The sequence below is a fragment of the Commensalibacter sp. M0133 genome, assembly GCF_016101485.1.
Lineage (GTDB): Bacteria > Pseudomonadota > Alphaproteobacteria > Acetobacterales > Acetobacteraceae > Commensalibacter > Commensalibacter melissae.
Genome location: NZ_JACFQI010000001.1, coordinates 731025 through 757762, shown reverse-complemented (window position 1 = coordinate 757762; position 26738 = coordinate 731025). Strand labels below are relative to the sequence as shown.

Genomic DNA, 26738 nt, shown 5'->3' with positions numbered 1-26738 from the left:
GGCTTTTATTATTGAGGAAATTTAAAAAATCTTAGGTGAAAAAAGAACAAATCATTTTTTGTTATAAAGACAAATTTAAAGAGACAGGACAATGATCTGACAGATCAGCATGCATCATATATTGTTTTTCTTTGTATACCAATACTTTTAACGTATTAGGAATAATGGATTCACTTAAGATGGGATCCAAAATAAATCCATCAAGAAAATAATTGCCTCCCCAGCATGGTGAAGCAAGTTGAGATGTTGGAATTGATAAACTAGATTCTGTTGAAAAGGATTGAAAAAATTCATCATTAAATGACACTATACGGTTAAAATCTCCTAAAATAATGAAAGCCTGTTTGTCTTTTATTCTGTCTGCAATCCATTTTTGGATAATTATTTTCTGTTGATTCAAGATATTACATGCTTTTTGTTGGGAATAAAGAGATCTTTCAGGGCAATGAGCCTTTAAATGTACAACCAGAATTCGAATATTTATGCGATGATCGTATAGGGTAAGATCAAGACCACTTCGTAAAATATGGGTTTTGTCATTCTTACTCAAAGCGGTAAGATCAGGGTTTTTTATAATATTGTAAGAAAGTTTTTTTCGAATGGCCAGGACAGGATGTTGGGCGATATTATCCTGAGTTATATAAAAATCATATTGGTCTTCAGGAAGGATTCGTCTTGCGGTTTCGACTGATCCCACTTCCTGCAAGGCAATTATATCGCTGTTCAATTTTCTTGCATATAAAGACAATCTTGTGAAATTCTTGGAGTGTCTTGCTTGAATATCATTTGGTATTTCATATTTATCAAGATCTGATTTTGATAATAACCACTCTGTGTTCCAGGTGGTTATCTTGATTGTTCTGGCATGCAGTGTAAAAGATGCAAAAAAAGCAAACCAGCAGCTCAATACAGCAATAGTTTTCTTAAGCTTTGGTATTTTGGTTGATACGATTCTGCAGCATGGAAATAGCTTCATCGACGGTCATATCATTTCTTGTTTCTTCATCTAACACATAAATCTTACCTTTTGGAATATCATAATACCATCCTTGAAGAATAATTTCTTTTTTTGCCAAGGCACCAGCAACTGAAGGATGAGTTCTTAAATGTGCGAGTTGAAGCAGGACATTGTGTTCCGTTAAACTTTGGATGCTTTCGGGGCCGACATCAGTGGCAGAAAGTGCGTCTGTAATGGCATGGGCTGTTTCGGCATATTGTAACCATTTTCTTACGGCTGGCATTGAATTCAATTTTTCAGGATGTATAAGGGCACTCATCGCGCCACAATCAGAATGTCCACAAATAATAATCGTAGAAACCTTTAGGGCGGAAACTGCATATTCAACTGCGGATGTTACTCCTCCGAAGCTGTTACCATAAGCAGGTACAATATTACCAATATTACGCAAGACAAATAAATTTCCGGGAGGTTGCTGGGTCAGGGATTCAGGACTTATTCGACTGTCTGCACAAGTTATGAAAAGTGTTTTAGGGGATTGTCCATTGGCAAGTTGACAATATAATTCTTTACGTTCCGGATAAATATCCGTTCGAAATTTCTTTACACCTTTTAAAATATCAAGGAGGGTTAGTTGAGGGTTGTTTTCCGACATATTGTGATCTTTCATTTCGGAATGAATTGAACAGCTAACTGTATGATATTATGTACAATTTTACGGCGAAAGTATGATCATGCAGGATAAATAACCAATAATTATGATGAAAAAGCAGACCATGATGAGCCTGCCTTGAATGCAGTATCATAAAGAATTGATATGGCTTTTTATTTTCTCAAAAATATCATTTGCCTTATTAATATCAGGCCCTCCAGCTTGCGCCATATCTGGTCTTCCACCACCACCTTTACCGCCCGCAATCGAACTCGCCATTCTAACCAAATCAATTGCACTTACAATTTTGCTTAATTCAGCAGTTACGGCAACAACGATGGATGCTTTTTCACCAAAGGATGACAATACGACAGCTATTCCATTTTGAAGCTGTTTAACAAGACTTTCAGCCAAAGGTTTTAATTCTTTTGGCGGGATTTCACCAACATCACGGAAAATAAGTTCAATGCCATTGATTGTCTCAATGACATTTTGCATATCTTTGCCGATTGTCAATTGGTGCTGCAATTTGGATATTTGCTGTTTTAGCTCTTTTCTTTCGTTTAATAACAACTGCACTCTATCGGTAAGTTGTACAGAGGCAGTATTAAGAAGAGAGGCTATTTCATTTAATATATTTAAATTCTGTTTGAAATAATTTTCCGCGGCCAAACCAGCAACGGCTTCAATACGTCTTATTCCGGCAGCCACCCCGCTTTCAGAAATTATATGAAATAAACCTATATCTCCGGTGCGATTGACATGGGTTCCACCGCAAAGTTCAATGGACCATGCGGTTTGTGGATTGGCAATATCATCTCCATTTCCCATTGAAACCACACGGACTTCCTCACCATATTTTTCATTGAACAATGCCATTGCACCAAGTCTATTAGCTTGTTCCGGCGTCATGATTTGCGTTCTGACCGGTAAATTTTTCCGGATTTGTGCATTAACCTTTGCTTCGACAATATCCAGTTCATTGCGTGTAATCGGTTTGGAGAGACTGAAATCAAATCTTAAGCGTTCTGCTGTATTCAGACTTCCTTTTTGGGTGACATGTGTCCCGAATTGTTCTCTCAATGCACGATGTAACAGATGGGTGGCAGAATGATGTGCCTGAATTGTCTGTCTGTAAGCAGTATCAATTTCAGCCGTGACCGTATCATTGATCTTAATCTGGCCTTTTTTTACAATTCCATGATGAAGGATCAGTTCGCCAAGTTTCTTCTGCGTATCTTTAATCTCGATAATACTGCTTTTATTGAAAATGATTCCCTGATCCCCAGCCTGACCACCACTTTCACCATAAAAGGGGGTCTGGTTTAACAAGATACTGATTTCTTTACCTTTTTCTGCTTGGTTTACCAATTGACCATCAATGATAATTGCCTGAATTTCAGCATCAGCCCTATTATTCTTGTATCCAAGAAATTCAGATGATCCAAATTTATCCTTGAGTTCAAACCATATTGTTTCAGTTGCATTATCACCGGAACCAACCCATGCGGCTCTGGCTCGGTTACGTTGTTCGGCCATGGCTTTATCAAAACCTTCGTGATCAACGGTCAATCCTTTTTCACGAAGCGCGTCAGCTGTTAAATCCAGAGGGAAACCATAAGTATCATACAGTTTGAAAGCAATATCACCAGGCAATTTACCATGTGACGGTAACTTGCCGCTTTCCTCATTCAAAAGGGAAAGACCCCGATCCAGCATTGATTTGAAACGTTGTTCTTCATTGTATAAGGTTTCAGAAATCAAAGTTTCATAATGTATCAGTTCAGGATAGGCGCTTCCCATTTCCTCGATTAATGCAGGTAAAAGCTTGTAAAATACCGGTTGTTGAGTGCCGATCATGTGTAAATGACGCATGGCTCTGCGCATAATACGACGTAATACATAACCACGTCCGTCTTTGGACGGTAAGACACCATCAGCAATAAGGAAAGCCGAAGAGCGAAGATGATCTGCAACGACACGATGACTGACTTTATGGGGACCAAATGGAGCTGTATCAGTAACTTCAGCAGATGCCCTGATCAAGACCTGAAAAGTATCAATATCAAAATTGTCTCTTTTCCCTTGCATAATTGCGGCAAATCGCTCCAATCCCATTCCTGTATCAATTGATGGACGGGGTAAGGGATTTCGTGTACCTGGTGGATTTTCAAAATATTGCATGAAAACCAAATTCCATATTTCTACGAAACGGTCTCCATCCTCGTCCTTGGATCCCGGGGGGCCTCCAAATACATCTTCGCCATGGTCATAGAAAATTTCTGAACATGGTCCACATGGGCCTGTATCTCCCATACGCCAGAAGTTATCTGAACTGTTAATACGGATAATTCGGTCATCGGAAAAGCCAGCTATTTTTTTCCATAAATCAGCTGCTTCATTATCATCCGAATAGACGGTGACAAGGAGTTTTTCCCTAGGTAATCTAAATTCGCCAGTGATTAGGTTCCATGCCAGATAGATTGCTTTTTCCTTAAAATAATCTCCGAAAGAGAAATTTCCGAGCATTTCAAAAAAAGTATGATGACGAGCGGTATATCCAACATTATCAAGATCATTGTGCTTGCCACCAGCCCGAACAACCTTTTGTGCAGTTGTGGCACGTGAATAGGGACGTTGTTCCTGTCCGGTAAACACATTTTTGAATTGTACCATTCCTGCATTTGTAAAAAGCAGAGTAGGGTCATTCTGGGGAACCAAAGATGAGGATGGTACAATTTGATGATCATTTTTAGAAAAATAATTCAAAAAGTGCGACCGTATTTCATTTGTGCTTGGCATTGTGGTGGACATGGTAGAATGAACAATCCTGATATGTTAAAATAATATTTTAAACGAACTGGATAAGAGTAATATGGAAATTAATCTAACCGTATATATTATTATTCAAAATGTTTTTTACAGTACAGCTATTTAAGCTTTTGTCATGAAAGTCAAGATTTAATGTTTGATAATGATAAAAATACGTATTCTTTATTTTCTGAAGGATTATTTGGTCGGTTACGACAGGATTGTCAGAAGGAATGGCAACAATTTATCCATCATCCCTTTGTCAAGGCGCTGGGTAAGGGAAGCTTGCCGGCAGAGGAATTTAGAAAATATCTAGTTCAGGATTATTTATATCTTCTTGACTACAGTCGTGTTGAGGCCCTAGCGATTTATAAAAGTAATTCATTATGGGAAATGCAATATTTTTTATCATTATTGAAAGGGCTTATCGAAATAGAGCTTCCATTGCATTTATCATATTGCAAGCAATGGGGAATAGAAATTGACTTTATTGAAAATGAAAGGAAATCAATCGAACTTATTGCATACAGCCAATATTTGCTTACAAAAAGTATGCAGGGTGATTTGTTAGATATCGTAATTCTAATATTACCATGTTTGATAGGGTACGGTGAAATCGGTTTGAATTTATTAAATGATCAAGAATTTGATAAAAGGGACCATCCGTATTTATCTTGGTTGGAAACGTACGGAAGTGATAGCTATTACAATCTTGTAAAGAAAAGTATTATGTTTCTGGATCAAATTGCTTTTCAGTATGGAGCGGAACAACGTTATCCAATGATTCTACGTAAGTTTAAGGAGGTTGTTCAATTGGAAACTGCCTTTTGGAACGTTGGAAAAAAATAATTTACCTTTTTGATATGGAATCATTATAAACCAATTTGCGCGATAAATGGAAATTCGCTAGCATTCCAGTCATTGCACCAATAATTAAAGGTATAAAAGCATAGTACCTAAAAAACGAATTTAGGAAAAATAAAAAGAAAACAATTCCTCTATTGCAACAAAAACCAAGAATGTTGGTCATAATAAATCGTATCCATTGTGCAAAGATAGAATGACGATGATTAATATTTCCAAATGTCCAGAGTCTGTTTATGAACCAGTTAGAACTTGCGGCTATAAAATAAGCGGCAAGGGTTGCCGAGGTTAATCCAATTAAGGGCCGTAACAAGTATACAGCTAGAATATCAATTCCCAGACCGGATGATCCAACAATACCAAATTTAATAAATTGAAAAAGTTGTTGTTTATGACCGATTGATATCAAAAAGAACCTTTAAAAATAAATTGGCCTGATTGTTTTTTAAAAATAAAAAGAGATACTTAATTTTAAGTATCTCTTTTACATTACTCAGATAATTTCTTGAAAATTATTTAAGAATAATTTCCACGCGACGGTTTTGTGGTTCACGTGTATTTGGTCCTGTTGGAACCAATGGATGAGATTCACCATAACCATGAATATCAATTGCTGTTGCTGGAACACCGTCACGGATTAATTCAGCTTTCACGCTTTTGGCACGTCTGATTGAAAGACCCATGTTATAGCGTTGACCACGAGGACCTGGATGTGCAGAAGAGTTATCTGTATATCCGTTAACTTCGATACGTGTTGTTTGAACACGTGTTGAAGCCTGAGCAGCTTCTCTTACGATTTCACGTGCACGAGGTGTCAATGCTGATTTGTCGAAATCGAAGAATACTAGGTAGGTGCGAGCTACAGATGGTTGTGGTGGAGCAACTACAGTTGGTGGAGCTGGAGGAGGTGCTGGTGGTGCGGTGTCAAATGCATAACGCAGACCCAAGATAAACTGATGATTGAAGCGGTGATCCATTTTAACGCCTCTGTGGCTGTTATAATGGTTTCCGCCAACCCAGGCACTTGAATTGTATGAACGATGGTCATCCAATTGACCCATCATACGGTACTCAGTTGTAACTGCCAATCCTGGAACACCTGGGATATCATAGGCAGCACCGACGATACCTTGATAGGCAAAGCTTCCACCTGTTCCACCGATACGGTTTTTATTACCATTACGGTAAACTGTATCTAATGGAGCCATATTTTGCCAGAGATAACCGGCACCAATACCCACGAATGGGGTGACAGGGACGTCAATGCCGAATTGACGCAAGTCAATATCATAAAGAACATTGATCAATCCGCCATAACCTTGGTCATGTCCTTTGGTTTTGTATGCGGAAACAGGGGTTCCATGACGTCCGCTGATGTTGGAGTAGTTATAAACACCTTCAACTTCCACGCGGAGACCGTTACCAAATCCCCAACCAAAAGAACCCATGGTTGTGAAACCGGTATTATGGCGCAGTTTTGATGAGGTTCCCTTACCGTTATCAAGCCTACCACCGGCATTGGTACCATTTTTGAAATGGGCATGTTGTGTTTGAACAAGGTTATAACCGCCACCTAAGCTAACATAAGGGCCAGTAATTGTGCTAGCCATCGCTGCGGCGGGAGTAGCAACCGCGAAAGTCGTTGCAAGCAATGCAGTGCGAAGACGCATCTTGACACATCCTTCTTTTATAAGTTTCGAGCGATAGACCGCCAATTAAGGCGGAAGCTCTTTAAATTTATACTCTATAATTTACTATAATCTATATCTTTGAAAAATTAGAAGGATTTTAATGCGGTGATTATAGTTATTAATGTAATGTAACTAAAAAAACACAGAAAAGGGCTTTACCTTCTAATTTCTATAAAGATTTTCAGATATTCGGCAATTTATAAAAGATTTTATTGAATGACAATCTTTCATATATACTTTATTGATTAGAATTAATTCATGTGTTTTATATGCAACAATTTTAGTCCTGTATACAACCGTCCTCGATTAGGAGACTGTACAGCTGTTTTTCACTAACATCTTGTGATGTGAAAGCTTTTCCTATCCCATTGACAAGTATAAACGTTATTTTATTGTTTTGGCTTTTTTTATCATGTTTCAAATGATTAAGAAGATTTGAGGCCCGTATGGGTTGAGAAAGCCTTTTTATTGTAACAGGTAGGTTTACAGATTCGAAATGATGAATGACACGTTGTGTGTCTTTCTCCGGACATATGCCCATTTGGGTGCATAATTTGAAGATCAGGCAGCAACCCAGTGCAACGGCTTCTCCGTGCAGTAAACGACCATCATAACCCAGTTCCGCTTCCAGCGTATGTCCCAAACTGTGACCGAGATTCAGGAGGTTTCTGCCTGTCGATTGCTGTTCATATTCATCATTTTGAATAATCCTTGCTTTAAATTGACAAGCCATTTCGATGGCCTTGGCCAGACAAGCATGTTCTTTACTTATGACTTTTTTACCGTTTTTTTCACACCATTTGAATAATTCTGGATCATTGATCAAACCAGCTTTAACAATTTCTGCATAACCGGCCTGTAATTCTCTTTGGGGGAGTGTGTCCAAAATCTTTGTATCTGCGAGAACGACTTCTGGTTGGTAAAAGGCCCCAAGCAGATTTTTACCCACCGATGTATTGATACCGGTTTTTCCGCCTACGGAAGAATCGACTTGAGAAAGCAGGGTGGTGGGGATTTGAATGAATGGCACTCCACGTAACACGGTGGCAGCTGAAAATCCTGCCAAATCTCCTGTAACGCCACCACCGAATGCCAAAATCGTTGAATTTCGCTCAACCCCTTTTTCTAACAATGTGTGCGTGACTTTTTCATAATATCGAAAGGATTTTGTTTTTTCCCCAGGAGGAAGCAGGATAACTTCATAATTTACGTGTACTAAATCAAGACTATGGATAAGTTTGTCCAGATGAAGGTCGGCAACTGTCTGATCCGCCAGAATAAAAACTTTCTTTTGCTTTAATAAAGGTAAAATCAATGTTCCACATTGCTGTAATATATCAGAACCAATAATTACGTCGTAATGATTTTTTGACAGGGTTATGGGTAAAATATGCATTTTACTTGAATTTTCTAGAGCTGAGATAACAAGATTAATTGTTGTATCAATGTCTTTATCCTTACATTCAACGACAATATCTGCCTCGGCATAGACAGGGTAACGTTTTTTCATAAGGGAGGAGAGTATCTCTTTTTTATTATCGACATTCAATAAGGGGCGGTTGGTATTTTTGGAAACGCGCTTGAAAAGTGTTTCCAGATCACAATGTAGCCAAAGGGTGGTTGCTTTTTCCTTTAAGGTTTTTCTTGTCTCCGGATGCATGTAGGCTCCACCACCTGTTGCGAGAATCAAGGGGGCTTGATCCAATAAACGTTGGATAACCTGGTTTTCCACACGACGGAATTCCTCTTCTCCATATTGTTCGAAAATATCAGCGATACTGCATCCAGCCGTAGTTTCTATTTCTTTATCCGAATCGATGAAGGGTATGGAAAGCAAGTCTGCAATTTTTTTACCAATCGTTGTTTTTCCAGCCCCCATCAGACCGATTAAAACAAGTGGTCGATTTAATAATTTGCTAGGTATATCAGTCATGTGGTCGATCAAATACAGGAATAAAAATTGATAAATTGAGATTTTATTTAATTTTTGAGAGAATTTATAAAATCCAGACTATTAAAAATTAATTGTAGTATGGTATGAAATCAAGCTGTTATTATTAAAACATCAACGAGTAATTTTACATCAGGAAGCCATAATGCGTCGATTATTTGTTATTCTCTTTGGATTAATAGTTATATTGCTTGTGGCAGGGGTAGTGTTTTTTTGCTTGCAAACACCCGAAATGCCGATCAGAGAAGTTCACAAGGTTATTTCCATTCCCAAAGCCCAGCAACATACAACTTTGCCATCTGTACCTGTTGTCCCTGGCGCTCCCCCCATTATCGTTCCCTACAACAATGCAAACGCTCATAATGCTTCAGCGCCTGCTCCGATAAACACTCCAACAATTCCCCAGCCTGGAAAAGTTCCTGGAAATGCGTTGAATACAATGCCCAATCAATAGATTTTGAATAAATCATGAACAGAGATCTGATTGATTTTTTTTTGGAAATGCTGGTGGCAGAGAGAGGGGTTACCGCAAATACATATCAGGCGTATCAAACTGATTTAAAAGATTTTATGGATTATTTGCAAGCCAGAGATCTAGAAATAGACAGGGTTTCTAAATGTGATATTCATCAATATTTTGAATTTTTGGGTCAAGAGGGAAAAACAGCGCGAACAGCAATAAGAAGGTTGTCATGTCTGCGTCAGTTTTATGGTTTTTTGGTTCAGGAGAATATTCGCTCCGATGATCCCACTTATTTAGTGCAATCCCCCTGTTTGCCACAATCATTACCCAAATATCTGAGCGAACAGGAAGTTTTTAACCTGTTATCAGCAAGTGAATTCCTTGACGATTACAGACGGTCACTTGTTGCCAAGGCAGCTTTGGAAATTCTGTATAGTTCGGGATTACGCATATCTGAGTTGTTATCTCTGCGCAAGGACCAGATTCAGCAAGCAACAAAAATTTTGCGAATATACGGAAAAGGCAGACGTGAAAGGTTAATACCTGTTTCAGATGCAGCGGTAAAAGCGGCATTGGTGCTTAAAAAAAACGATGCGAGTTTAAAGAGTGTCTTTCTGTTTCCTGGACGAAACCCGCAAAATCATTTAACGCGGCAGGGATTTGATAAAATATTGTTCGAAGTTGCATTAAGGGCCAATCTTGATCCTTGCAGGCTGTCTCCCCATGTTTTACGTCATTCATTTGCCAGTCATATGTTGGCACATGGGGCAGATTTGCGTTCATTGCAGATGATGTTGGGGCATGCTGATATTTCGACGACACAAATTTATACCCATTTACAGACTGAACACCTAAAAAAAATAGTGCAGGATTTTCATCCCCTGAGTATGAAAAAATAATTTTATTAAAAAAATATTGTAATTTATACAATTAAAAATTTATTTGATTGATAATATACATTACACTGATCTGTTATTAACGTTTAATTGGTAATCTTTTATAATCATGCGTCAATTTTTGGACTTTGAAAAATCCGTTGCAGAACTCGAAAATAAAATTTATGAATTGCAACGTGTTGAAACCGCCACAGAAATTAATATTGCCGAAGAATTGCAAACGCTTACGGAAAAGGCTGAAAAACAGCTGCGAGTTATATATAACAAACTAACACCCTGGCAAAAAGTTCAGGTGTCACGACATGCGCAACGTCCGCATGCTTTGGATTATATTAAAGGTATGATTGACAACTTCATGCCATTGGCAGGGGATCGTCTTTATGCAGAAGATCATGCCATTATCGGTGGATTGGGAAGATTCAAAGGGCAATCTGTTGTTGTGATCGGGATAGAGCGAGGTTCCGATCTTGATACAAGACTAAAGCATAATTTTGGGATGGCCAGGCCTGAAGGATATAGAAAAGCTCAACGTTTAATTAAACTGGCAGGACAATTTAATTTACCGATTATCATGTTGATTGACACGCCAGGAGCATGGCCTGGGATTGATGCGGAACAACATGGTCAGGCTGAGGCCATTGCAAAATCAATTGAGACATGCCTTAGGGCAACAACTCCCATTGTCTCCGTTATCATTGGTGAAGGTGGATCGGGAGGGGCAATCGCTCTGGCAACGGCTGACAAAATTCTGATGCTTGAACATGCGATTTATTCAGTTATTTCTCCTGAGGCTTGTTCCTCCATATTATGGCGGGATGCATCACAAGCGGCTCAGGCGGCAGGCGCATTACGTTTGACGGCTCAGGATTTGTTGAAATTCAAATTAATTGATCAAATTATCGAGGAACCGGTTGGTGGAGCGCAACGAGATCCAGAGACTGCGATCAGTAATGTTCAAAAGGCGATTGAAGCTGCATTTGGCGAACTCGCCTTAGTTCCAGAACAGGTTCTTCAGGCTAAACGTAGAAATAAGTTCCTTGCCATGGGGCGTGAGGAAATAAACTAGTTAAAACCAGGGTTCAAATGGGCTCACCTTCGTGTGGGTCGTATCCCATCCGGATAAACAACTGATGGATTTGTTGAGCGGCACGCTGAACGGCATCTTGGTCCTGACCTTTGACAACCAATGCTATTCCATTTTGATCTTCATTTTTGTAAAATGGATAGGATCCAATATCAAGGTTATGAAACTGATCCTGTATATGTGCTAGATCATGCGCAATTTTGCCTTCAGAGGCATGAAAAGCGTACCAGCTTTTTGAAACAATTGGCTTGCCATGGTGTAAGGTGGGCAATATTTGATCAAACATTGCACGCATGATTTGGGGAACGCCAGCCATAACATATACATTGTTGATTCCATATCCCGGCGCTAAGGATACAGGATTGGGAATGGGCGTAGCCCCTAGTGGGAAACGAGCCATTTTTCTATGGGCGTCATTATATTTTTCCTTGCCAATATGTTCTTCCAATAATCGGGATATTTCTGGATGAATTGGATTGGGTACACCAAACGCCTCTGCTATAGCCTCGGAAGTTATATCATCATGGGTAGGACCGATTCCCCCTGTAGAAAACACATAATCATATGCAGCACGTAATTCATTAACTGTTTTGATGATTATTTTTTGATCATCAGGAATGATACGGGTTTCTATGAGTTTAATTCCGGAACAGGTTAATCCTTTCGCAATATAATTTATATTCACGTCTTGGGTACGGCCTGAAAGAATTTCATTTCCGATAACCATAATTGAAGCAGTTGGATTTAGAGTCATTTTACAAAAGTCCAATTGTTAAAACAGTTACAATATTTAAGTACTGAAAAATTACAGAGAATTATATTTAAAATTAAGAATTGTTTAAGAAAATTCCAAAGTAAATGTTTAGTATAAACAGTTTTATGTTAAAATAATTATTATTGCAAATATTGAATTTCTTTTTGTTTAATTTAAAAAGCCTTTCAAAAAGGGGTTTATAATGATTACAATTAATTCGTCATGTCCATCCGCCATTTGGGAAACCCAATCAGAGTTGGGGGAGGGGGTTATGTGGAATGCCTCTGAAAAAGCGGTTTATTTTGTTGATATTGAGGGCAAAAAAATTCATCAATACCGCTTAAATGACAATCAGAAGAAAAGCTGGAATACTCACAAGAAACCTACATTTTTTTTTCCAACCAATCGATCTGTTTATTTATGCGGTATGGAAGACGGTTTATATTGGTTTAGCCTATTTAATGGCAGTGTGACGTTATTTTATCCCTTAGAGGAAAAATTTCCAAATAATCGAATTAATGATGGATATATTGATGCCAAAGGTCAACTTTGGTTTGGATCAATGGATGAAAAAGAAAAAAAATTAACAGGATCCCTCTATTTGTTAAAATGGGATCAGGCTAAACCTTATGTAATAAGGCAGGATAGGGAATATGCGGTACTTAATGGGCCTGTAATTGATGAAGACAAACAGATCCTATATTGCAGTCATTCCAATGCACATGAAATTTTTTCGTTTGATATTGAAGATGGGCAAAAACTTGCAAACAAACGACTTTTTTTAAAAGAAATGGAAGGATATCCTGATGGCATGGCGCTTGATTGCGAGAACAATCTGTGGGTTTGTCTTTATCAAGGACATAAAATAAATGTCTATTCCTCTGATGGACAAAAATTGAAATCAATAGATTTTCCTTGTCCGAATTTAACCAAAATAGCTTTTGGTGGTAATGATTTAAAAACGGCTTTTGTTACATCGGCACGTGCCAAAATATCAAAAAAAGATCTTGAAAAATATCCAAAAGCTGGTGCCTTATTCACTTTTGACAATAATATTGCTGGAAAAAGGCAGAATATTTTTCATATTCCTGACGAGGTAAGATTAGAAGAGTAAATCCTTCAAGAGTGGAATAAATGGTTTGTCAGCCTCCAAGACAAGATAACGGTCAAGCTCATTGGCGGTAACCCATGCAAGTTGCTGTTTTTCTCTTGGTATGGGGTCATTTTTCCAACGATGACATACATATAATGGCATCAATAAATGAAAATCCTGATATTCATGGGATGCGAATGTGAATGGGGCGAGACAGCTTTTAGAAATATCGACATTTATTTCTTCTTTCAATTCTCGAATCAATGCTGTTTCAGGTGTTTCCCTAGGTTCAACTTTTCCGCCTGGAAATTCCCACATTCCTGCCATTGATTTTCCCTCCGGACGACGGGCGAGTAAAAGCCTCCCTTCAATATCAATAAGTGCGGCGGCTACAACTAACAATATTTTTTTTTCTTTTGATGTATAAATACTTTGATTGGGTTTGAGATTGTTGGGACAAATATCTTCCCGTTGTAAAAGGAAATATGAGACGGGTTGTTCAACAGCACGAGCTAAAAATTTCTCCTTGCCCTGACCATAGGGTTGAAAATCACATTTTTTCAAAACCGCTATAGAGGCAATATTGTCATCAGCGGCAGTGGCATGAATGTAATTGATATTTAGATTGGCTAACGCCCAATTTGTTAAGCGTTTCAAGGCTCGGGTAGCGATATTATTGCCCCAGTATCTCTGAGCAACCCAATATCCTATTTTGGCAGATTGTTCTGCCATATTCAGGGTTAAACCTATACAACCTACAACTGTGTCCGGATTGGTTTGTGTATCGATAATTGAAAAGTGATAGGATTGTCCTGCCTTGATTTGCTGAAGGGTGGCTTCAAACCATTTTTCCAATAATTCTTGTGAGTAAGGAAATGGCACGTCACTCAGCATTTTTGCAATATTCCAATCATTAATATGATTATGTATGCTTTTGATATCCTTTTTTTGGATCAATCGTAAAAGATATTGATCAATTTGTAAGGTTGGAATGGATAAATGCTGATGTATAACCATTTATAAACACTTTGATTCAAAAAATTAACTTTAAATAATATAAGGGAAAAGTTGTTTTATGATTTACGGGGATTCTTTACGTGCGGCTATTAGAAATTCCTTATTGCCTTCAGGGCCGGTAATGGGACTAGTCTCAATTCCCAATACTTGCCAGTTGGGCAGATTTTGCCACCAATTATTAATGTCCTGGCAAATTTTTGTATGAATCTCAGAATCGCGGACAACCCCTTTTGATCCAATATGTTCGCGTCCAGCTTCAAATTGTGGTTTGATCAACGCCATTGCCCATCCGCCAGTTTGACACAGGGATAATGCGGCAGGTAAAATTGTTTTTAGACTAATAAAGCTTGCATCACAGACGATGACTTGAACGGGATCCGGAATTATTTCCGATGTAAGATAGCGGGCATTACATTTTTCTTTCACGATCACTCGTGTATTCTGACGTATTTTCCATGCCAATTGTCCGTGCCCAACATCGACTGCGTATACCTTATTCGCTTCATTCGTTAATAAAACATCGGTAAACCCTCCTGTGGAGGCACCGATATCAAGGCAATTTAATCCCCTGGGGGATAAATTGAAAGATTTCAATCCATGATCCAGTTTTAAACCACCACGCGATACCCAAGGATGTTCTTGATTTTTAATGATAAGTTCAATGGTTTCAGATACGATATCCCCTGCCTTTTGAATTCGACGATCTTTCGTAAAAACCAGCCCCGCCATAATCAAGGCCTGCGCTTTTGTACGACTTTCAACCATGCCTCTTTCAAAGAGAAGTATATCGACGCGTTTTTTAGTGTTAGCCATTATTGAATGGGTATTTGTTTATTGTAAATCAATTTCTTCTGGTAATAACATAATTTGCCAAAGCGCGTAAATTATCGGCGGCGGATCCGAAAGGTTCTAAATGACGGATAGCTTTACTGATAAGTCTGTTTGCTTCCTTTTTTGCATCTTCAATTCCAAGCAAAGAAACGAATGTTGATTTTCCAGAGGCATTATCCTTACCGGCTGTTTTACCAAGTTCCTCTGCACTTGCCGTGGCATCAAGAATGTCATCAGCGATCTGGAAAGCTGTTCCCAAATCTCGACCATAGCTGATGATATGATTGCGCAAGTCGGCATTTGCCTGGCCTAAAATGGCTCCAGCTTCAGCGGAATAACAAATTAGGCGGCCTGTTTTCATGGCATGCAAGTTGATTACCTCAGGAAGGGTCAGATGACGGTTTTCACCTTCCATATCAATAACTTGTCCACCGACCATACCATTGGATCCACTTGCTTCAGCAAGGGACTTAAGCAGTTCAATACGAATATTCGGGTTTTCGCTTACATCTTCCCACGTTAAAATTTCGAAGGCTTTGGTTTGTAAAGCATCACCGGCAAGAATGGCAATTGCCTCACCGAATTTTATATGGGTGGAGGGTTTTCCCCGACGCAGATCATCATCATCCATTGCCGGTAAATCATCATGAATTAATGAATAGGCATGAAGCATTTCAACAGAAGCGCCCACATAAAGCGCGCTTTTCATTGGGATATTGAAGAGAGAAGCGACTTCTGTAACAAGATAACCCCTTAATCTTTTTCCTCCCCCAAGTACAGCGTAGCGCATTGCCTCAATCAGATTTGCCTCGCCCCCCTTCATTCTGGGAAGGAATTTATCAAGTGTTGTTTCAAGGCTTTGGGCACGTGATGAAAGCGATTGATTAAGAGACTGATTTTGTGCTTCAACAGAAGTCATGGTAATTAACCCTAAATTTATTCAATAGTTTCAGTATCAAGGCTTTGGTTATCTTTTTCGACAATCATTTTTACCCGAGCCTCGGCTTCATTTAATTTTTTTTCACAATAACGTCGAAGTAAGGCACCGCGTTCATAAGATACGATGGCTTCTTCAAGTTTTTGTTGTCCAGTTTCCAAATTATGAACGATTTTTTCCAATTCATTCAGTGCATCCTCAAATGAAAGGGAAGAGAGATCATCTGTCATGTTGAGCTTCCAACAAGTTTATATCTGATAAATAATATTTCTTTATACCTCTTTTGAAAAAAGAAACCAATTTATAGATTTAAAAATTGTTTTGTGCAATTTTACTTTTTTTTAATCAGAAAAGATAAATTATTTCCCTGTTCTGAAAAAGCAATCAGTGAATGACCAGTTTTACGACAGAATTCATGAAAATCCTTGATTGTATGACGATCTGTCGCCAAGACACGTAAACAATCCCCAGGTTCAAGAGTTTGTAAAACCCGATTAGCCTTCAAAATAGGTAAGGGGCATCGCAATTCTTTGAGATCTAAAATAATTTCACCCATATCAAACCCTGTAACTATAAATTAAAAAACATTATCAGAATTATAAATATGAGCAAATTGATGAATTTTAAACCACAGATTTGATTTTATTGTATCGACACATAATGATTCGACAGATACTTATCAAAATTAAGGTAAGGCAGCTGAGTGTAATTTGATTTCGACTGTCATGATTAAAAAACATGGCAAGAATCACCATGGCAAACGACATGATTGTAAACCAGGATAGATAAGGGAAAAACCACATCTTAAATGTTAGTTTTTGTTTGGTTTGTTCCAATTTTGAGCGAATTATGATTTCAGATAAACCGATTGCAATATAGACAAATAGGATAATGGATCCAGCGCAGCTTAAAATATAAGTGAAAAAAACTTTTGGCGAAATTACCGAGAAAATCGAAATTATTATACCGATGATGGAGGCGGTAATAATTGCTCTTTTGGGAACGCCATTTTTATTGGTATGAATTAGCCATCTGGGTGCATCATTAAATTCTGCCAGTTCAAAGAGTGTACGGGAGGTTGCGTAAATAGATGAGTTTAAGCAAGAGAGAATAGCAATCAGGATGGTCATTGCCATAATATCCGAGGCATATGGAATTTCAAGCTTTTGCAAAACCATTAGAAAAGGTGATATCCCCGGGATTACGTAATTCCAGGGCAGGATAGAGACAATAATTCCAATTGAAATAACGTAAAAGGTGATAACTCGAAAAATAATTGTTTTACTGGCATAAGCGACATTCTCTGCAGGTTTATCGGATTCAGCTGCCGCTATGGTAGCCACTTCGGATCCAGTAACTGTAAATAGAATGGTTGGAATGATTGTGAAAACGGCAAGAATGCCTTTTGGAAAAAAGCTTTGGAAATGCCATATATTATTAATTTTTGTTGTGTAATATCCACCCAAATGGCTTATTGCTATACCGCCAAGAATAATAAAGGCCGTAATGGCTAGGATTTTAAGCAGGGCAAACCAGAATTCAAATTCACCATATCCTTTGACAGAAAATAGATTGGTTATCATCATGATAATAACCAATAAAGGTCCCAGAACCATAGTTGCCAGAAATGTGTATTGTTCGGGAATATGCATGTAATGTAGTAAAATAATTCCACCGGCTATGGCTTCGGCAGCAATGGCAGAAATCCAGAAAAGCCAATACCCCCATCCCAATATAAATGTAACATGATCGCCAAGTCCACGGCGGATATGATTGAGAAAGGAACCTGCCTCTGGTTTTTCAATAACTAATTCGCCAAGCATTCGCATAACAAAAAAAATGAGAAATCCAGTAATGACATAGGACAAAAGAACAGCAGGTCCCGTTTGCTTAATTGAGGCAGAGGCACCTACAAAAAGGCCGGCCCCAATAATACCACCAATAGAGATCATGATAATATGGCGGCGTTGGAGGGTGTGTGCTAATTGCCCATCGGAATATGAAAGGGCTGTTTTTTCTTGAGATTTTTTTTCTTGCAATGCCATTTTCCCATATTAAAATTTGTAGATTGATTTTGTAATAATAAAAGTTATGTAATATTTAATCCTGAAATAGGAGGTATAAAGGAATTTTAATTATCTTTAAAGATAGATAATTGTTATTATATTTCGCGATTTGAGTTTTTAAAGGTTGAGTATTATAAAGAATTAATCACGATAATGTTACTTATGTAATTTTGTTATAGATAAATTTCATTATTGATACCTAAATTTAGAACGTCTGAAATTTTTCAATAAAGTATCATTTCGAAATTTTCAACAATTTAATTGTTTCTAGCCACTCTATAAAATATATTGGAGCGGCTGAAATTGTCATTTATTTTTTATCTTTTTCAACAGTTTCATTAGATTTTTTTACTGCCACTTTTGGTACACTGATTGCCAAGGACAATTCTTTTAATCGTTCTGCAGAAATCGGGGCAGGCGCTTCCATCATTAAATCCTCACCTTGTTGATTTAATGGGAATAGAATGACCTCACGAATATTGGGTTCATCCATCAGAAGCATGACCATGCGATCAATACCAGGTGCGGCACCTCCATGAGGCGGAGCTCCATAACGGAATGCGTTTAGCATACCACCAAAACGCTTTTCGACTTCTTCCTCTGGATATCCGGCAATTTCAAAGGCTTTGATCATGATGTCAGGTCGATGATTTCGAATTGCACCTGAAGAAAGTTCAATACCATTGCAGACGATATCATATTGATATGCATTAATTTCCAAAGGATTCTTGTTTATCAGTGCTTCAAGTCCACCCTGAGGCATGGAGAAGGGATTGTGAGAGAAATCAATCAATCCGGTTTCTTCATTGATTTCATACATAGGGAAATCAACAATCCAACAGAAACGGAAGGCATTTTTCTCAATTAGATCAAGTTCTGTTGCAATTTTTGTTCGAACAGAACCGGAAAATTTAACCATATCAGGGCCTTGTCCAGCTACAAAGAAAACAGCATCGCCACTTTTTAAATGACAGGCCTGGCGGATCATTTCACAACGTTCTTCATCCAAATTTTTGGCAATTGGTCCTTTTGCCCCATTGTCTTCAAAGATGATGTATCCCAAACCACCCGCTTTTTCTTCTCTGGCCCATTTATTCAACTTATCGAAAAAAGAGCGGGGAAATGATCCTGCACCAGGAGCGGGAACAGCACGAACTTCTCCTCCTGCCTCAACAATTTTTGCAAAGAGACCAAAACTAGAATTTTTGAACGCTTCGGAAACATCAACAAGTTTTAAGGGGTTTCTTAAATCTGGTTTATCACTGCCATATTCTTTCATGGCTTGTTTATAGGGAATACGTTCAAAGGGTGCTGAACTTACAGTATGTGTAGGTGCAAATTCCTTGAAAATGCCCTCCATAACAGGTTCCAGCGTTTCAAAAACATCTTCTTGAGTGACAAAAGACATTTCAAAATCAAGTTGATAAAATTCTCCCGGAGAACGATCCGCACGTGCAGCCTCGTCACGGAAACAGGGGGCTATTTGGAAATAGCGGTCAAAACCAGCCACCATTGCAAGCTGTTTGAATTGTTGCGGTGCCTGTGGCAATGCATAAAATTTTCCAGGATGTAGACGGGCAGGAACCAGAAAATCCCTGGCACCTTCAGGTGAAGAAGCTGTCAGGATAGGAGTTTGAAATTCAGTGAAACCCTGTTCAATCATTCTATGGCGAAGGCTTGCAATAATGTTTGACCTTAACATCAGATTGCGATGAACCCGTTCTCGACGCAGATCGATATAACGATATTTTAAACGTAAATCTTCTGGATAGTTTTCGTTGCCAGTCACTTGAAAAGGCAATACCGTAGCTTCGGAAATAATTTCAAGATTTTCAGCCTGAATTTCAATTTGTCCTGTTGGCAGTTTTGGATTAACGGTTTCTCCTTCACGAGCGACAACCTTACCTGTAATGCAAATAACGCTTTCCACTCTCAACCTTTCCGCAGTGTTCAGCAAAGGTGAATTGGCGGGAATAACAATCTGGGTAATACCAAAATGGTCGCGCAAATCGATAAAAAGTAAACCCCCATGATCTCTTTTACTATGAATCCATCCAGAAAGCTTGACAGTTGATCCAACATCCTGGGATCTTAGAGCGGCACAATTATGAGTGCGGTAGCGATGCATTGATATATCCTGTTTAAATTAAAATAATTAATTTTTTGATTATAAAGTGATTAATCAATTGCTTTACACGTTTTTAAAAAATTATAAAAGGACATCATATAATTCTGTTGATTAATATGATAAAAAAAGTGAGTATTTTGAGCTTTAGGTTTTCAGACTAGTTCAATATATTTCAAAATTGCTTCAAGTTGTTTTGGATTTTTAAAAAGATCGTTTAAAGAATATTGATTGAGTGTTTTATAAAAATTATTCATTGCCTCGATTAAAAATGCAGGTAGGTTGCAAGTGCATTGAATAAGGCATTGATCGCATTTGACATAGGTTTCATCTTCTTCTGTATTGCGAATAATGTCCCCAAGTTTGATACTGCCAGCATCTTTGTTTAAAGTTAATCCTCCATTTCTTCCACGCAATGTTTTGATAAACCCTTGTTTACCCAATCTATGGACAATTTTCATTAGATGATTTTGTGAAATCGAATAACAAGTCGCAATTTCATGGATAGAACAAAGCCGATCATGATGAACATGTAAATAGATCAGGGTTCTTAACGCATAATCTGTATATCGGGAAAGTTGCATAATATGTTGATAACTTTTATTGTTTCGAATATGTATATTATATATACATTTACAAAAAGTTTGAATGAATTTTTGTTTTGGCATAATAATAAAGGCTTAAAAGTAATTCTTTTAAGCCTTTATAAAAAACGAAAATTACCGTTTCCACCAGCCGGAACGTGGCGTTTTGGTCGGTGTGTCATCTATGACAATGGGCTGAATTAAGGGTTGTTCGTTATTTTCATCAGCTTCCTTGGTTTTTTTGGGTTTTCGAACCGTTGTTTTTTTGGCTGTAGTTGTACGTGCTCTGGTAGTTTTTTTGATCTTCGTTTCCTTTTCCTCTTTATTATCCGAATTATCCGATTTTTCTTCGGTTTCGTTTTCTTTTGACTCTTTTTTGCTTGATGCTCTTTTACGTGTCGTTTTGGTGGTGCCTGTGGATTTGGTGGTTTTAGTAGCTCGTCGACGTTTTGGAGCGGGTTTTTCCTCTTTTATTTCCAGATTATCTGAAGTTTCATCCTCTTTATTTACAGCGTCAGAATTATCAATAACTTGATTTATCAAAGATTCAGTTTCTTCATGCTGATTCTGGCTTTTGTCGGCATCAATTTCAATTGAAACAAAGGTTGGAGTCACAGTTATTTCTTCAGGTTTTTCATTGATGACAGGTTCTGGTATAGGTTCAGCCTCAAGAATGGGAGTAAAGTCATTATTTTTTTGAGCCTTACCTTGTCCTCTTTTATAACGGTTACGACGGGAATGATGGGGTTGTTTTTTGTCCCTGGAATTACTGTATGTTTTTTTGTTTTCTTTATATTGTTCCGAATAAGAATCGAGATTTGTATCGTCTTGTTTAAGTTCTATGGAGACAGAATTTTGACGTAATGCTTTTGATTCAGGTTTTAGATCAATAACTTTATCCTCTATCTCATCTTGTCTATAATCTGTTTTTGAATTTGTCTGATATTCAAGATAGGATTGGATTGGTATTTCCCTGACAAAAAGATTCTCCTGAACTACATTTGGTGTAGATTGAAGCATTTCATCATCAGGTTCCATATCAAGTGAGGAATCAGTTTTGCTTGAAAAACGGACATTATGAGAGGAAAGGGTTGAATCAATTGCAAATTCAATCTTGATTTTATATTTCCTTTCAATATCCGCCAGCCATTTCCGTTTTTGGTTGAGAATATTCAAGGCAATTTCACCGGATGAAATGGAAACGGTTAAAATTCCTGGTTTGATTTTACGAGCTTCTTCATCAATCTGTCTGATGATTTGTAAAGAAATATTGGCGTCACTTCGAATAATACCTGTTCCATTACAAGCGGAACATGGAGTGAAGGCAAATTCAGCAATAGAGGGACGTAACCTTTGACGGGTCATTTCCAGTAAGCCAAAGGAGGAGATGGAACCGATCTGAATTCGTGCACGGTCTTTGTGAAGTAGAGATTTCAAACGACGTTCAACAATATAATTATGCTTCTTGTTCTCCATATCAATGAAATCGATAACGATTAATCCAGCCAGATCTCTCAACCTTAACTGGCGTGCAATTTCGTTGGCGGCTTCCTGATTGGTTCTCAATGCAGTTTCTTCAAGATCTTTTTCCTTGATTGAACGGCCTGAATTTACATCAATAGCAACCAAAGCCTCTGTTTGATTAATGACTAAATATCCCCCTGATTTTAGTTGGACAATCGGGGAAAGCATTTGATCAATTAAATTTTCAACCTTGTAATAAGAAAAAAGAGATTGTTTTTGATCTCTCCACAGATGAAGCTTATGTACATTTTGCGGCATCAATGCACGCATATAATCTCTCGCTTGAGACCAAGCATCCTCGCCATCTATCAAAATTTCATTAATATCTTGTGTATAATTATCACGTAATGTCAATTTCAATAAGTTGGAATCTTCATAAATAAGAGCTGGCGCAATCGACTTCATGGTTAGATTGCGTATTTCATCCCATAAGTGAAGCAGATATTCCCCATCTTTTAGGGTATCTGCTTTTGGGCATTGGGCTCCTGCAGTACGGATAATCATTCCCATATGTGATGGGATATTCAGTTCAGTGATAATATCCTTCAACCGTTTTCTTTCAGATGGTGAAGTGATTTTTCTAGAAATTCCGCCATTCCGTAAGGAATTTGGCATTAAAACACAATAGCGTCCTGCCAAAGATAGATAGGTTGTTAATGCCGCGCCTTTATTTCCACGTTCTTCTTTTACCACTTGAACGAGGATAATTTGTCTTTTATGAATAACTTCCTGAATTTTATAGTTCTTGATTATGCTATTATGGGAATGAACCATGTCTTCATAATAGGAAGGCTGATCTGGATCCAATTCTTGATTCGGATTTGGTTCTTCCTCCATTTTATTTAATTCTTGGATTTCCAGCAGTTTTTTTCGGTCTGCAACGGGAATTTGATAATAATCAGGGTGAATTTCATTAAAAGCTAAAAAACCATGGCGATTTCCACCATAATCAACAAAAGCAGCCTGTAGACTGGGTTCAATTCTGATTACTTTGGCTAGGTAGATATTACCTTTTATTTGTTTCTTTGCGGAATTTTCAATATCATATCCCTCGATGTAATTGCCATCAAGGATCACGACGCGTGTTTCTTCTTTATAGCTGGCATCAATCAGCATTTTTTTATTCATGTTTTACTAATACTCCGGTGATTGTAGTCACAATCCATAGTTTTTTGAAGAAATGCTTTTTGTTGGAAACATGTTTTTAATTATCGTCTTAAGGGAAATGTAACCATGAAGCATTTTTAATTAGGAATTTCGATCATTTTTTGTTTATTTCTGAATTGTTATAAGATTTAAAATAATTTTAAATTCTAGATTGCTTTCATTAAATTTTCGTAAATATTAAATGGACATATTTTCGCTATCAAAAATAAACAATAATTTATAGGACTTTATAGGTTATTGATTTGTTATTAAAAATAAAGACCTATAATCATTTTAATATCTCAAAACGCGCTATGAAAGCAAAGGTTTTTTGTTGCTAAAAACGTGATTTATGGCTTTTGATCAAAAAAAATGTAGAATTATTGCAATAATGTCGAATTATACACTGAATCCTATTTCGGGTATACAGATTTTTAGACATGAATTAACATTATTAATATACATTTTGATAAGGTAATATAGATTGAAATGGCTTTAAATTTTTCCAGACGAAATACGTTATTAATGTCAATAGGAGTTTTGTTTCCTTCCTTTTCATTTGCCATGAAACAAAAAAGGCAAAAAAGAATTGGAACAACTGGAAAAGGTCGTAATCAAGTTAAATCCACTTCCAAGGTGAGGACATTCAAAGGTAAAACCAAGACGCCAGCTATCATTGGCAAAGCCAGACCTGCTTTACCATTAATTGTGCTGGATCCTGGTCATGGTGGAAAGGATCCTGGAGCCATAGGATATTCTGGAACCTATGAAAAACATGTTGCATACGCTACGGCTGTGGAACTTGCCAATCAGTTGAGACGCTCCGGACGATATCAAGTTTATCTGACAAGAAGCTCAGATCATTTTATTCCCTTGAATGGACGTGTAGATTTTGCCCAGAAAAAAGGGGCGAACCTTTTCATATCGATGCATGCGGATGCCTTGCGGAATTCATCTGTGCGAGGTGCAAGTGTCTATACTTTATCCAATCATGCATCTGATGCACAATCTGCTGCATTGGCTTCAGTTGAAAATCAAGCTGATCGTTATGGTGGCCCCAATATTCATGTAACTTCTCCAGCGGTGGAAAAGATATTGGCCAGTCTGGTTAAAATGGAAACAAAAAAAGAATCAGCAGCAATGGCGCAAAATGTTGTCTTATCGTTTAATTCCCGTGTTGGTTTATTGCCTAATCCCAAAAGACATGCCGCTTTTGTGGTTTTGAAATCGGTAAACATTCCATCAATTCTTGTTGAAATGGGGTTTATGTCTAATCGTAAAGATGAGGCCGCTTTACGTCAGTCTTCATATAGACAGTTAATAGCCATGTCCATGAAAAATGCTGTTGATCGGTATTTTACAATTGGCGGAAGTGTAACACATTTAACGGGCTAGAAAATAGGACTTGCTTTTTTTGGGGAAAAGTGATGTCATATCAGCATGAAATTTATGGTATTCTCTCTTATGGAAAAAATTTTTTTCTATTTTAAAAATAGAGAACGGATATCTGTGTTTTGTTTGATCTTTCAACTTAGCAGCCCCTAGGTAAGATAATCTTGTAAAATAGATTATCTTATTTAGGGGTTTTTTTTGTAATTTCCTTTAAAAATTTATTTTTTCATAGGCAAACTGAGGGCGTGAGTTACGTCCAGAATATGCCTGTAAACGATTATGAAGGTTCATCGGATATGAATATAAATCATCCATCATTTGGAAAAATTGACAAAAATAGAGTTATTTTTTTTGATACAACGTTACGTGATGGTGAACAGTCCCCTGGTTTTTCAATGAATTTGGATGAAAAACTGAGAATGGCTAGAATATTGACTGAATTAGGAGTTGATGTAATCGAGGCAGGATTTCCCGTAGCGTCAACAGGAGATTTTGAAAGCGTTTACAGAATTGCTGAGCTAATCAAAGATTCAGTTATTTGTAGCTTGGCACGTTCAGGTGGTAAAAATGATATTGAAAAGGCAGGGGAAGCTTTAAAACCGGCCAAGCGTAAACGTATTCATAATTTCATTTCGACTTCTCCACTGCATATGAAATATAAATTGCGTATGAAACCTGAAACCGTTTTGGAAATTATTGCCGATGGAAATAAAAAGGCCAGACAATTTACAGATGACGTTCAATGGTCAGCGGAGGATGGATCACGCACAGACCCAGACTTTTTATGTCGCTGTGTTGAAGTGGCCATTAAAAATGGAGCGACAACAATTAACATTCCTGATACGGTTGGTTATTCAACTCCTGAAGATATGCGTCGTATATTTAAAGATTTGTTGGAACGGGTTCCAGGTGCTGATCAGGTCATTTTTTCTTGTCATAACCATAATGATTTGGGATTAGGGGTGGCTAATACTATCGCATCACTGCAAGGTGGAGCAAGGCAAGTTGAGTGTACGATCAATGGAATTGGTGAACGAGCCGGGAATGCTGCCCTGGAAGAAATAACAATGATTTTACGGACACGTCATGATGAATTTCCTTATGATAACAGGATAATTTCTAAGAAATTATTAAATGCCTCACGGACTTTATCAACGATTACCGGGTTCGATGTGCAACCGAATAAGGCAATTGTAGGTAGAAACGCATTTGCACATGAAAGTGGTATCCATCAAGATGGAATGTTGAAAAATGCAGAAACCTACGAGATCATGACACCTGAAAGTGTAGGCTGGAACCGTTCCTCTTTTGTTTTGGGTAAACATTCGGGTCGAGCTGCTTTTAGGGACAAATTAAAATCATTGGGATATGATGAATTTTCTGATGAGAAATTAAACGAGGCGTTTCAGCGATTCAAGACGTTGGCTGATCAAAAGAAGACGGTTTACGATGATGATATTTCGGCTTTGGTTGATGATGAAGTCAGAGATCATGAATTTATCCGGTTTATTGATATGTCAATTAAAAGTGGGATAAGAGCTTCTGAGGTTTTATTGACTCTTGAAGTTAACAAACAAAATAAAAAAATCGAATTTACGGGAAATAGCGGGTCGGTTGACGCAGCTTTCAATGCGATTAGGAAAATTTTCCCTCATCCTGAAGCAACATTATCCCTATTTTCGATCGGGGCTGTTACGCAGGGAACGGATGCACAGGCAAAAACAACTGTAAGGTTGGAAGAAAATGGCAAAACAGTTGATGGTCAAGGAACAGATGTTGATACCGTGGTTTCTGCTGTTAAGGCCTATGTCCATGCTTTAAATAAATTGTTAACAAAGCGTCAGCGACAGAAACCAGAAAACGTTTCTTAAAAATGGAACGGCGTTTTGACGCCGTTTT

The 26738-nt window shown here is 37.8% G+C and carries 23 protein-coding genes; 7 read left to right on the top strand and 16 right to left on the bottom strand.

The genetic code is table 11. The annotated features are described in order from the left end of the window. Positions 1-61: 61 nt before the first annotated feature. From H3T46_RS03395 to alaS, 3 genes are all read right to left on the bottom strand, one after another. Positions 62-976, bottom strand: a complete 915-nt coding sequence (locus tag H3T46_RS03395) for an endonuclease/exonuclease/phosphatase family protein (protein WP_198197393.1) — start codon at positions 974-976, stop codon at positions 62-64. Further along, positions 924-1613 carry a carbonic anhydrase gene (locus H3T46_RS03390; protein ID WP_122123839.1) on the bottom strand — a complete coding sequence of 230 codons (690 nt, stop codon included), beginning with the start codon at positions 1611-1613 and terminating at the stop codon, positions 924-926. Before H3T46_RS03390 ends, H3T46_RS03395 begins: the two co-directional genes overlap by 53 nt. A gap of 147 nt (positions 1614-1760) precedes the next feature. After that, a complete protein-coding gene (gene alaS / locus H3T46_RS03385; protein ID WP_198197684.1) occupies positions 1761-4412 on the bottom strand; it encodes an alanine--tRNA ligase in 2652 nt (883 codons plus the stop codon). 162 nt (positions 4413-4574) lie between these two features. Here alaS and tenA point away from each other — a divergent pair, with 162 nt between their 5' ends. Beyond that, positions 4575-5270, top strand: coding sequence for a thiaminase II (gene tenA, locus H3T46_RS03380; protein WP_155580694.1), 696 nt, complete (start codon positions 4575-4577; stop codon positions 5268-5270). Between the two features lies 1 nt (position 5271). Here tenA and H3T46_RS03375 read toward each other — a convergent pair whose 3' ends face one another. The 3 genes from H3T46_RS03375 to aroB all read right to left on the bottom strand — a co-directional run bounded on the left by H3T46_RS03375 (position 5272) and on the right by aroB (position 8909). Beyond that, on the bottom strand, positions 5272-5694 hold the full coding sequence (locus H3T46_RS03375) for a GtrA family protein (protein ID WP_155569465.1): 423 nt from the start codon (positions 5692-5694) through the stop codon (positions 5272-5274). A gap of 103 nt (positions 5695-5797) precedes the next feature. Then, positions 5798-6955 carry an OmpA family protein gene (locus tag H3T46_RS03370; protein WP_110438312.1) on the bottom strand — a complete coding sequence of 386 codons (1158 nt, stop codon included), beginning with the start codon at positions 6953-6955 and terminating at the stop codon, positions 5798-5800. Positions 6956-7256: 301 nt separating this feature from the next. Then, positions 7257-8909 (bottom strand): 3-dehydroquinate synthase, encoded by a 1653-nt coding sequence (gene aroB, locus H3T46_RS03365; RefSeq protein WP_198197392.1) that lies wholly within the window; start codon positions 8907-8909, stop codon positions 7257-7259. Between the two features lie 163 nt (positions 8910-9072). Between aroB and H3T46_RS03360 the strand changes: the two genes are divergently transcribed. From H3T46_RS03360 to H3T46_RS03350, 3 genes are all read left to right on the top strand, one after another. Then, on the top strand, positions 9073-9381 hold the full coding sequence (locus tag H3T46_RS03360; RefSeq protein ID WP_155567127.1) for a hypothetical protein: 309 nt from the start codon (positions 9073-9075) through the stop codon (positions 9379-9381). A gap of 14 nt (positions 9382-9395) precedes the next feature. Continuing rightward, entirely contained in the window at positions 9396-10289 is an 894-nt protein-coding gene (locus H3T46_RS03355; protein ID WP_198197391.1) for a tyrosine recombinase, read from the top strand. Between the two features lie 106 nt (positions 10290-10395). After that, complete coding sequence (locus H3T46_RS03350) at positions 10396-11352, top strand: acetyl-CoA carboxylase carboxyltransferase subunit alpha (RefSeq protein WP_198197390.1); 957 nt, start codon at positions 10396-10398, stop codon at positions 11350-11352. A gap of 13 nt (positions 11353-11365) precedes the next feature. Here the strand turns inward: H3T46_RS03350 and H3T46_RS03345 are convergent, their stop codons facing one another. Next, on the bottom strand, positions 11366-12124 hold the full coding sequence (locus H3T46_RS03345; protein WP_198197389.1) for a molybdopterin-binding protein: 759 nt from the start codon (positions 12122-12124) through the stop codon (positions 11366-11368). A gap of 202 nt (positions 12125-12326) precedes the next feature. Here H3T46_RS03345 and H3T46_RS03340 point away from each other — a divergent pair, with 202 nt between their 5' ends. After that, on the top strand, positions 12327-13238 hold the full coding sequence (locus tag H3T46_RS03340; RefSeq protein ID WP_155567124.1) for an SMP-30/gluconolactonase/LRE family protein: 912 nt from the start codon (positions 12327-12329) through the stop codon (positions 13236-13238). Here H3T46_RS03340 and H3T46_RS03335 read toward each other — a convergent pair. The 9 genes from H3T46_RS03335 to H3T46_RS03295 all read right to left on the bottom strand — a co-directional run bounded on the left by H3T46_RS03335 (position 13227) and on the right by H3T46_RS03295 (position 23429). After that, positions 13227-14234, bottom strand: a complete 1008-nt coding sequence (locus tag H3T46_RS03335; protein ID WP_198197388.1) for a bifunctional GNAT family N-acetyltransferase/(deoxy)nucleoside triphosphate pyrophosphohydrolase — start codon at positions 14232-14234, stop codon at positions 13227-13229. The two genes, H3T46_RS03340 and H3T46_RS03335, sit on opposite strands and share 12 nt — an antisense overlap. 63 nt (positions 14235-14297) lie before the next feature. Beyond that, positions 14298-15047, bottom strand: coding sequence for a TlyA family RNA methyltransferase (locus tag H3T46_RS03330; protein ID WP_198197387.1), 750 nt, complete (start codon positions 15045-15047; stop codon positions 14298-14300). A gap of 28 nt (positions 15048-15075) precedes the next feature. Next, the gene (locus H3T46_RS03325) at positions 15076-15984 is read right to left on the bottom strand and encodes a polyprenyl synthetase family protein (RefSeq protein ID WP_155565707.1); all 909 of its coding nucleotides are present in this window, start codon (positions 15982-15984) and stop codon (positions 15076-15078) included. A 17-nt stretch (positions 15985-16001) separates the two neighbouring features. Further along, the gene (locus tag H3T46_RS03320) at positions 16002-16232 is read right to left on the bottom strand and encodes an exodeoxyribonuclease VII small subunit (protein WP_110438302.1); all 231 of its coding nucleotides are present in this window, start codon (positions 16230-16232) and stop codon (positions 16002-16004) included. 101 nt (positions 16233-16333) lie between these two features. Beyond that, positions 16334-16558, bottom strand: a complete 225-nt coding sequence (locus H3T46_RS03315; protein WP_155565706.1) for a sulfurtransferase TusA family protein — start codon at positions 16556-16558, stop codon at positions 16334-16336. 67 nt (positions 16559-16625) lie between these two features. Further along, positions 16626-18047 carry an amino acid permease gene (locus tag H3T46_RS03310; protein ID WP_155580684.1) on the bottom strand — a complete coding sequence of 474 codons (1422 nt, stop codon included), beginning with the start codon at positions 18045-18047 and terminating at the stop codon, positions 16626-16628. A 331-nt stretch (positions 18048-18378) separates the two neighbouring features. Next, positions 18379-20196, bottom strand: coding sequence for an aspartate--tRNA ligase (gene aspS, locus H3T46_RS03305; protein WP_198197386.1), 1818 nt, complete (start codon positions 20194-20196; stop codon positions 18379-18381). A 152-nt stretch (positions 20197-20348) separates the two neighbouring features. Continuing rightward, positions 20349-20777 (bottom strand): Rrf2 family transcriptional regulator, encoded by a 429-nt coding sequence (locus tag H3T46_RS03300; protein ID WP_110438610.1) that lies wholly within the window; start codon positions 20775-20777, stop codon positions 20349-20351. 135 nt (positions 20778-20912) lie between these two features. Further along, positions 20913-23429: a ribonuclease E/G gene (locus H3T46_RS03295; RefSeq protein WP_198197385.1), complete on the bottom strand. Its 2517-nt coding sequence runs from the start codon at positions 23427-23429 to the stop codon at positions 20913-20915. A 507-nt stretch (positions 23430-23936) separates the two neighbouring features. Between H3T46_RS03295 and H3T46_RS03290 the strand changes: the two genes are divergently transcribed. After that, positions 23937-24842: an N-acetylmuramoyl-L-alanine amidase gene (locus tag H3T46_RS03290; protein ID WP_198197384.1), complete on the top strand. Its 906-nt coding sequence runs from the start codon at positions 23937-23939 to the stop codon at positions 24840-24842. Positions 24843-25135: 293 nt separating this feature from the next. Continuing rightward, entirely contained in the window at positions 25136-26710 is a 1575-nt protein-coding gene (locus tag H3T46_RS03285) for a 2-isopropylmalate synthase (protein ID WP_198197682.1), read from the top strand. The last annotated feature ends 28 nt before the right edge of the window (positions 26711-26738 follow it).

Bases quoted from the DNA above. Each gene is read 5' to 3' on its own strand.
- H3T46_RS03395 (WP_198197393.1), bottom strand. From the start codon at position 976: ATGAAGCTATTTCCATGCTGCAGAATCGTATCAACCAAAATACCAAAG.
- H3T46_RS03390 (WP_122123839.1), bottom strand. From the start codon at position 1,613: ATGTCGGAAAACAACCCTCAACTAACCCTCCTTGATATTTTAAAAGGT.
- alaS (WP_198197684.1), bottom strand. From the start codon at position 4,412: ATGCCAAGCACAAATGAAATACGGTCGCACTTTTTGAATTATTTTTCT.
- tenA (WP_155580694.1), top strand. From the start codon at position 4,575: ATGTTTGATAATGATAAAAATACGTATTCTTTATTTTCTGAAGGATTA.
- H3T46_RS03370 (WP_110438312.1), bottom strand. From the start codon at position 6,955: ATGCGTCTTCGCACTGCATTGCTTGCAACGACTTTCGCGGTTGCTACT.
- aroB (WP_198197392.1), bottom strand. From the start codon at position 8,909: ATGACTGATATACCTAGCAAATTATTAAATCGACCACTTGTTTTAATC.
- H3T46_RS03360 (WP_155567127.1), top strand. From the start codon at position 9,073: ATGCGTCGATTATTTGTTATTCTCTTTGGATTAATAGTTATATTGCTT.
- H3T46_RS03355 (WP_198197391.1), top strand. From the start codon at position 9,396: ATGAACAGAGATCTGATTGATTTTTTTTTGGAAATGCTGGTGGCAGAG.
- H3T46_RS03350 (WP_198197390.1), top strand. From the start codon at position 10,396: ATGCGTCAATTTTTGGACTTTGAAAAATCCGTTGCAGAACTCGAAAAT.
- H3T46_RS03345 (WP_198197389.1), bottom strand. From the start codon at position 12,124: ATGACTCTAAATCCAACTGCTTCAATTATGGTTATCGGAAATGAAATT.
- H3T46_RS03340 (WP_155567124.1), top strand. From the start codon at position 12,327: ATGATTACAATTAATTCGTCATGTCCATCCGCCATTTGGGAAACCCAA.
- H3T46_RS03335 (WP_198197388.1), bottom strand. From the start codon at position 14,234: ATGGTTATACATCAGCATTTATCCATTCCAACCTTACAAATTGATCAA.
- H3T46_RS03330 (WP_198197387.1), bottom strand. From the start codon at position 15,047: ATGGCTAACACTAAAAAACGCGTCGATATACTTCTCTTTGAAAGAGGC.
- H3T46_RS03325 (WP_155565707.1), bottom strand. From the start codon at position 15,984: ATGACTTCTGTTGAAGCACAAAATCAGTCTCTTAATCAATCGCTTTCA.
- H3T46_RS03320 (WP_110438302.1), bottom strand. From the start codon at position 16,232: ATGACAGATGATCTCTCTTCCCTTTCATTTGAGGATGCACTGAATGAA.
- H3T46_RS03315 (WP_155565706.1), bottom strand. From the start codon at position 16,558: ATGGGTGAAATTATTTTAGATCTCAAAGAATTGCGATGCCCCTTACCT.
- H3T46_RS03310 (WP_155580684.1), bottom strand. From the start codon at position 18,047: ATGGCATTGCAAGAAAAAAAATCTCAAGAAAAAACAGCCCTTTCATAT.
- aspS (WP_198197386.1), bottom strand. From the start codon at position 20,196: ATGCATCGCTACCGCACTCATAATTGTGCCGCTCTAAGATCCCAGGAT.
- H3T46_RS03300 (WP_110438610.1), bottom strand. From the start codon at position 20,777: ATGCAACTTTCCCGATATACAGATTATGCGTTAAGAACCCTGATCTAT.
- H3T46_RS03295 (WP_198197385.1), bottom strand. From the start codon at position 23,429: ATGAATAAAAAAATGCTGATTGATGCCAGCTATAAAGAAGAAACACGC.
- H3T46_RS03290 (WP_198197384.1), top strand. From the start codon at position 23,937: ATGGCTTTAAATTTTTCCAGACGAAATACGTTATTAATGTCAATAGGA.
- H3T46_RS03285 (WP_198197682.1), top strand. From the start codon at position 25,136: ATGAATATAAATCATCCATCATTTGGAAAAATTGACAAAAATAGAGTT.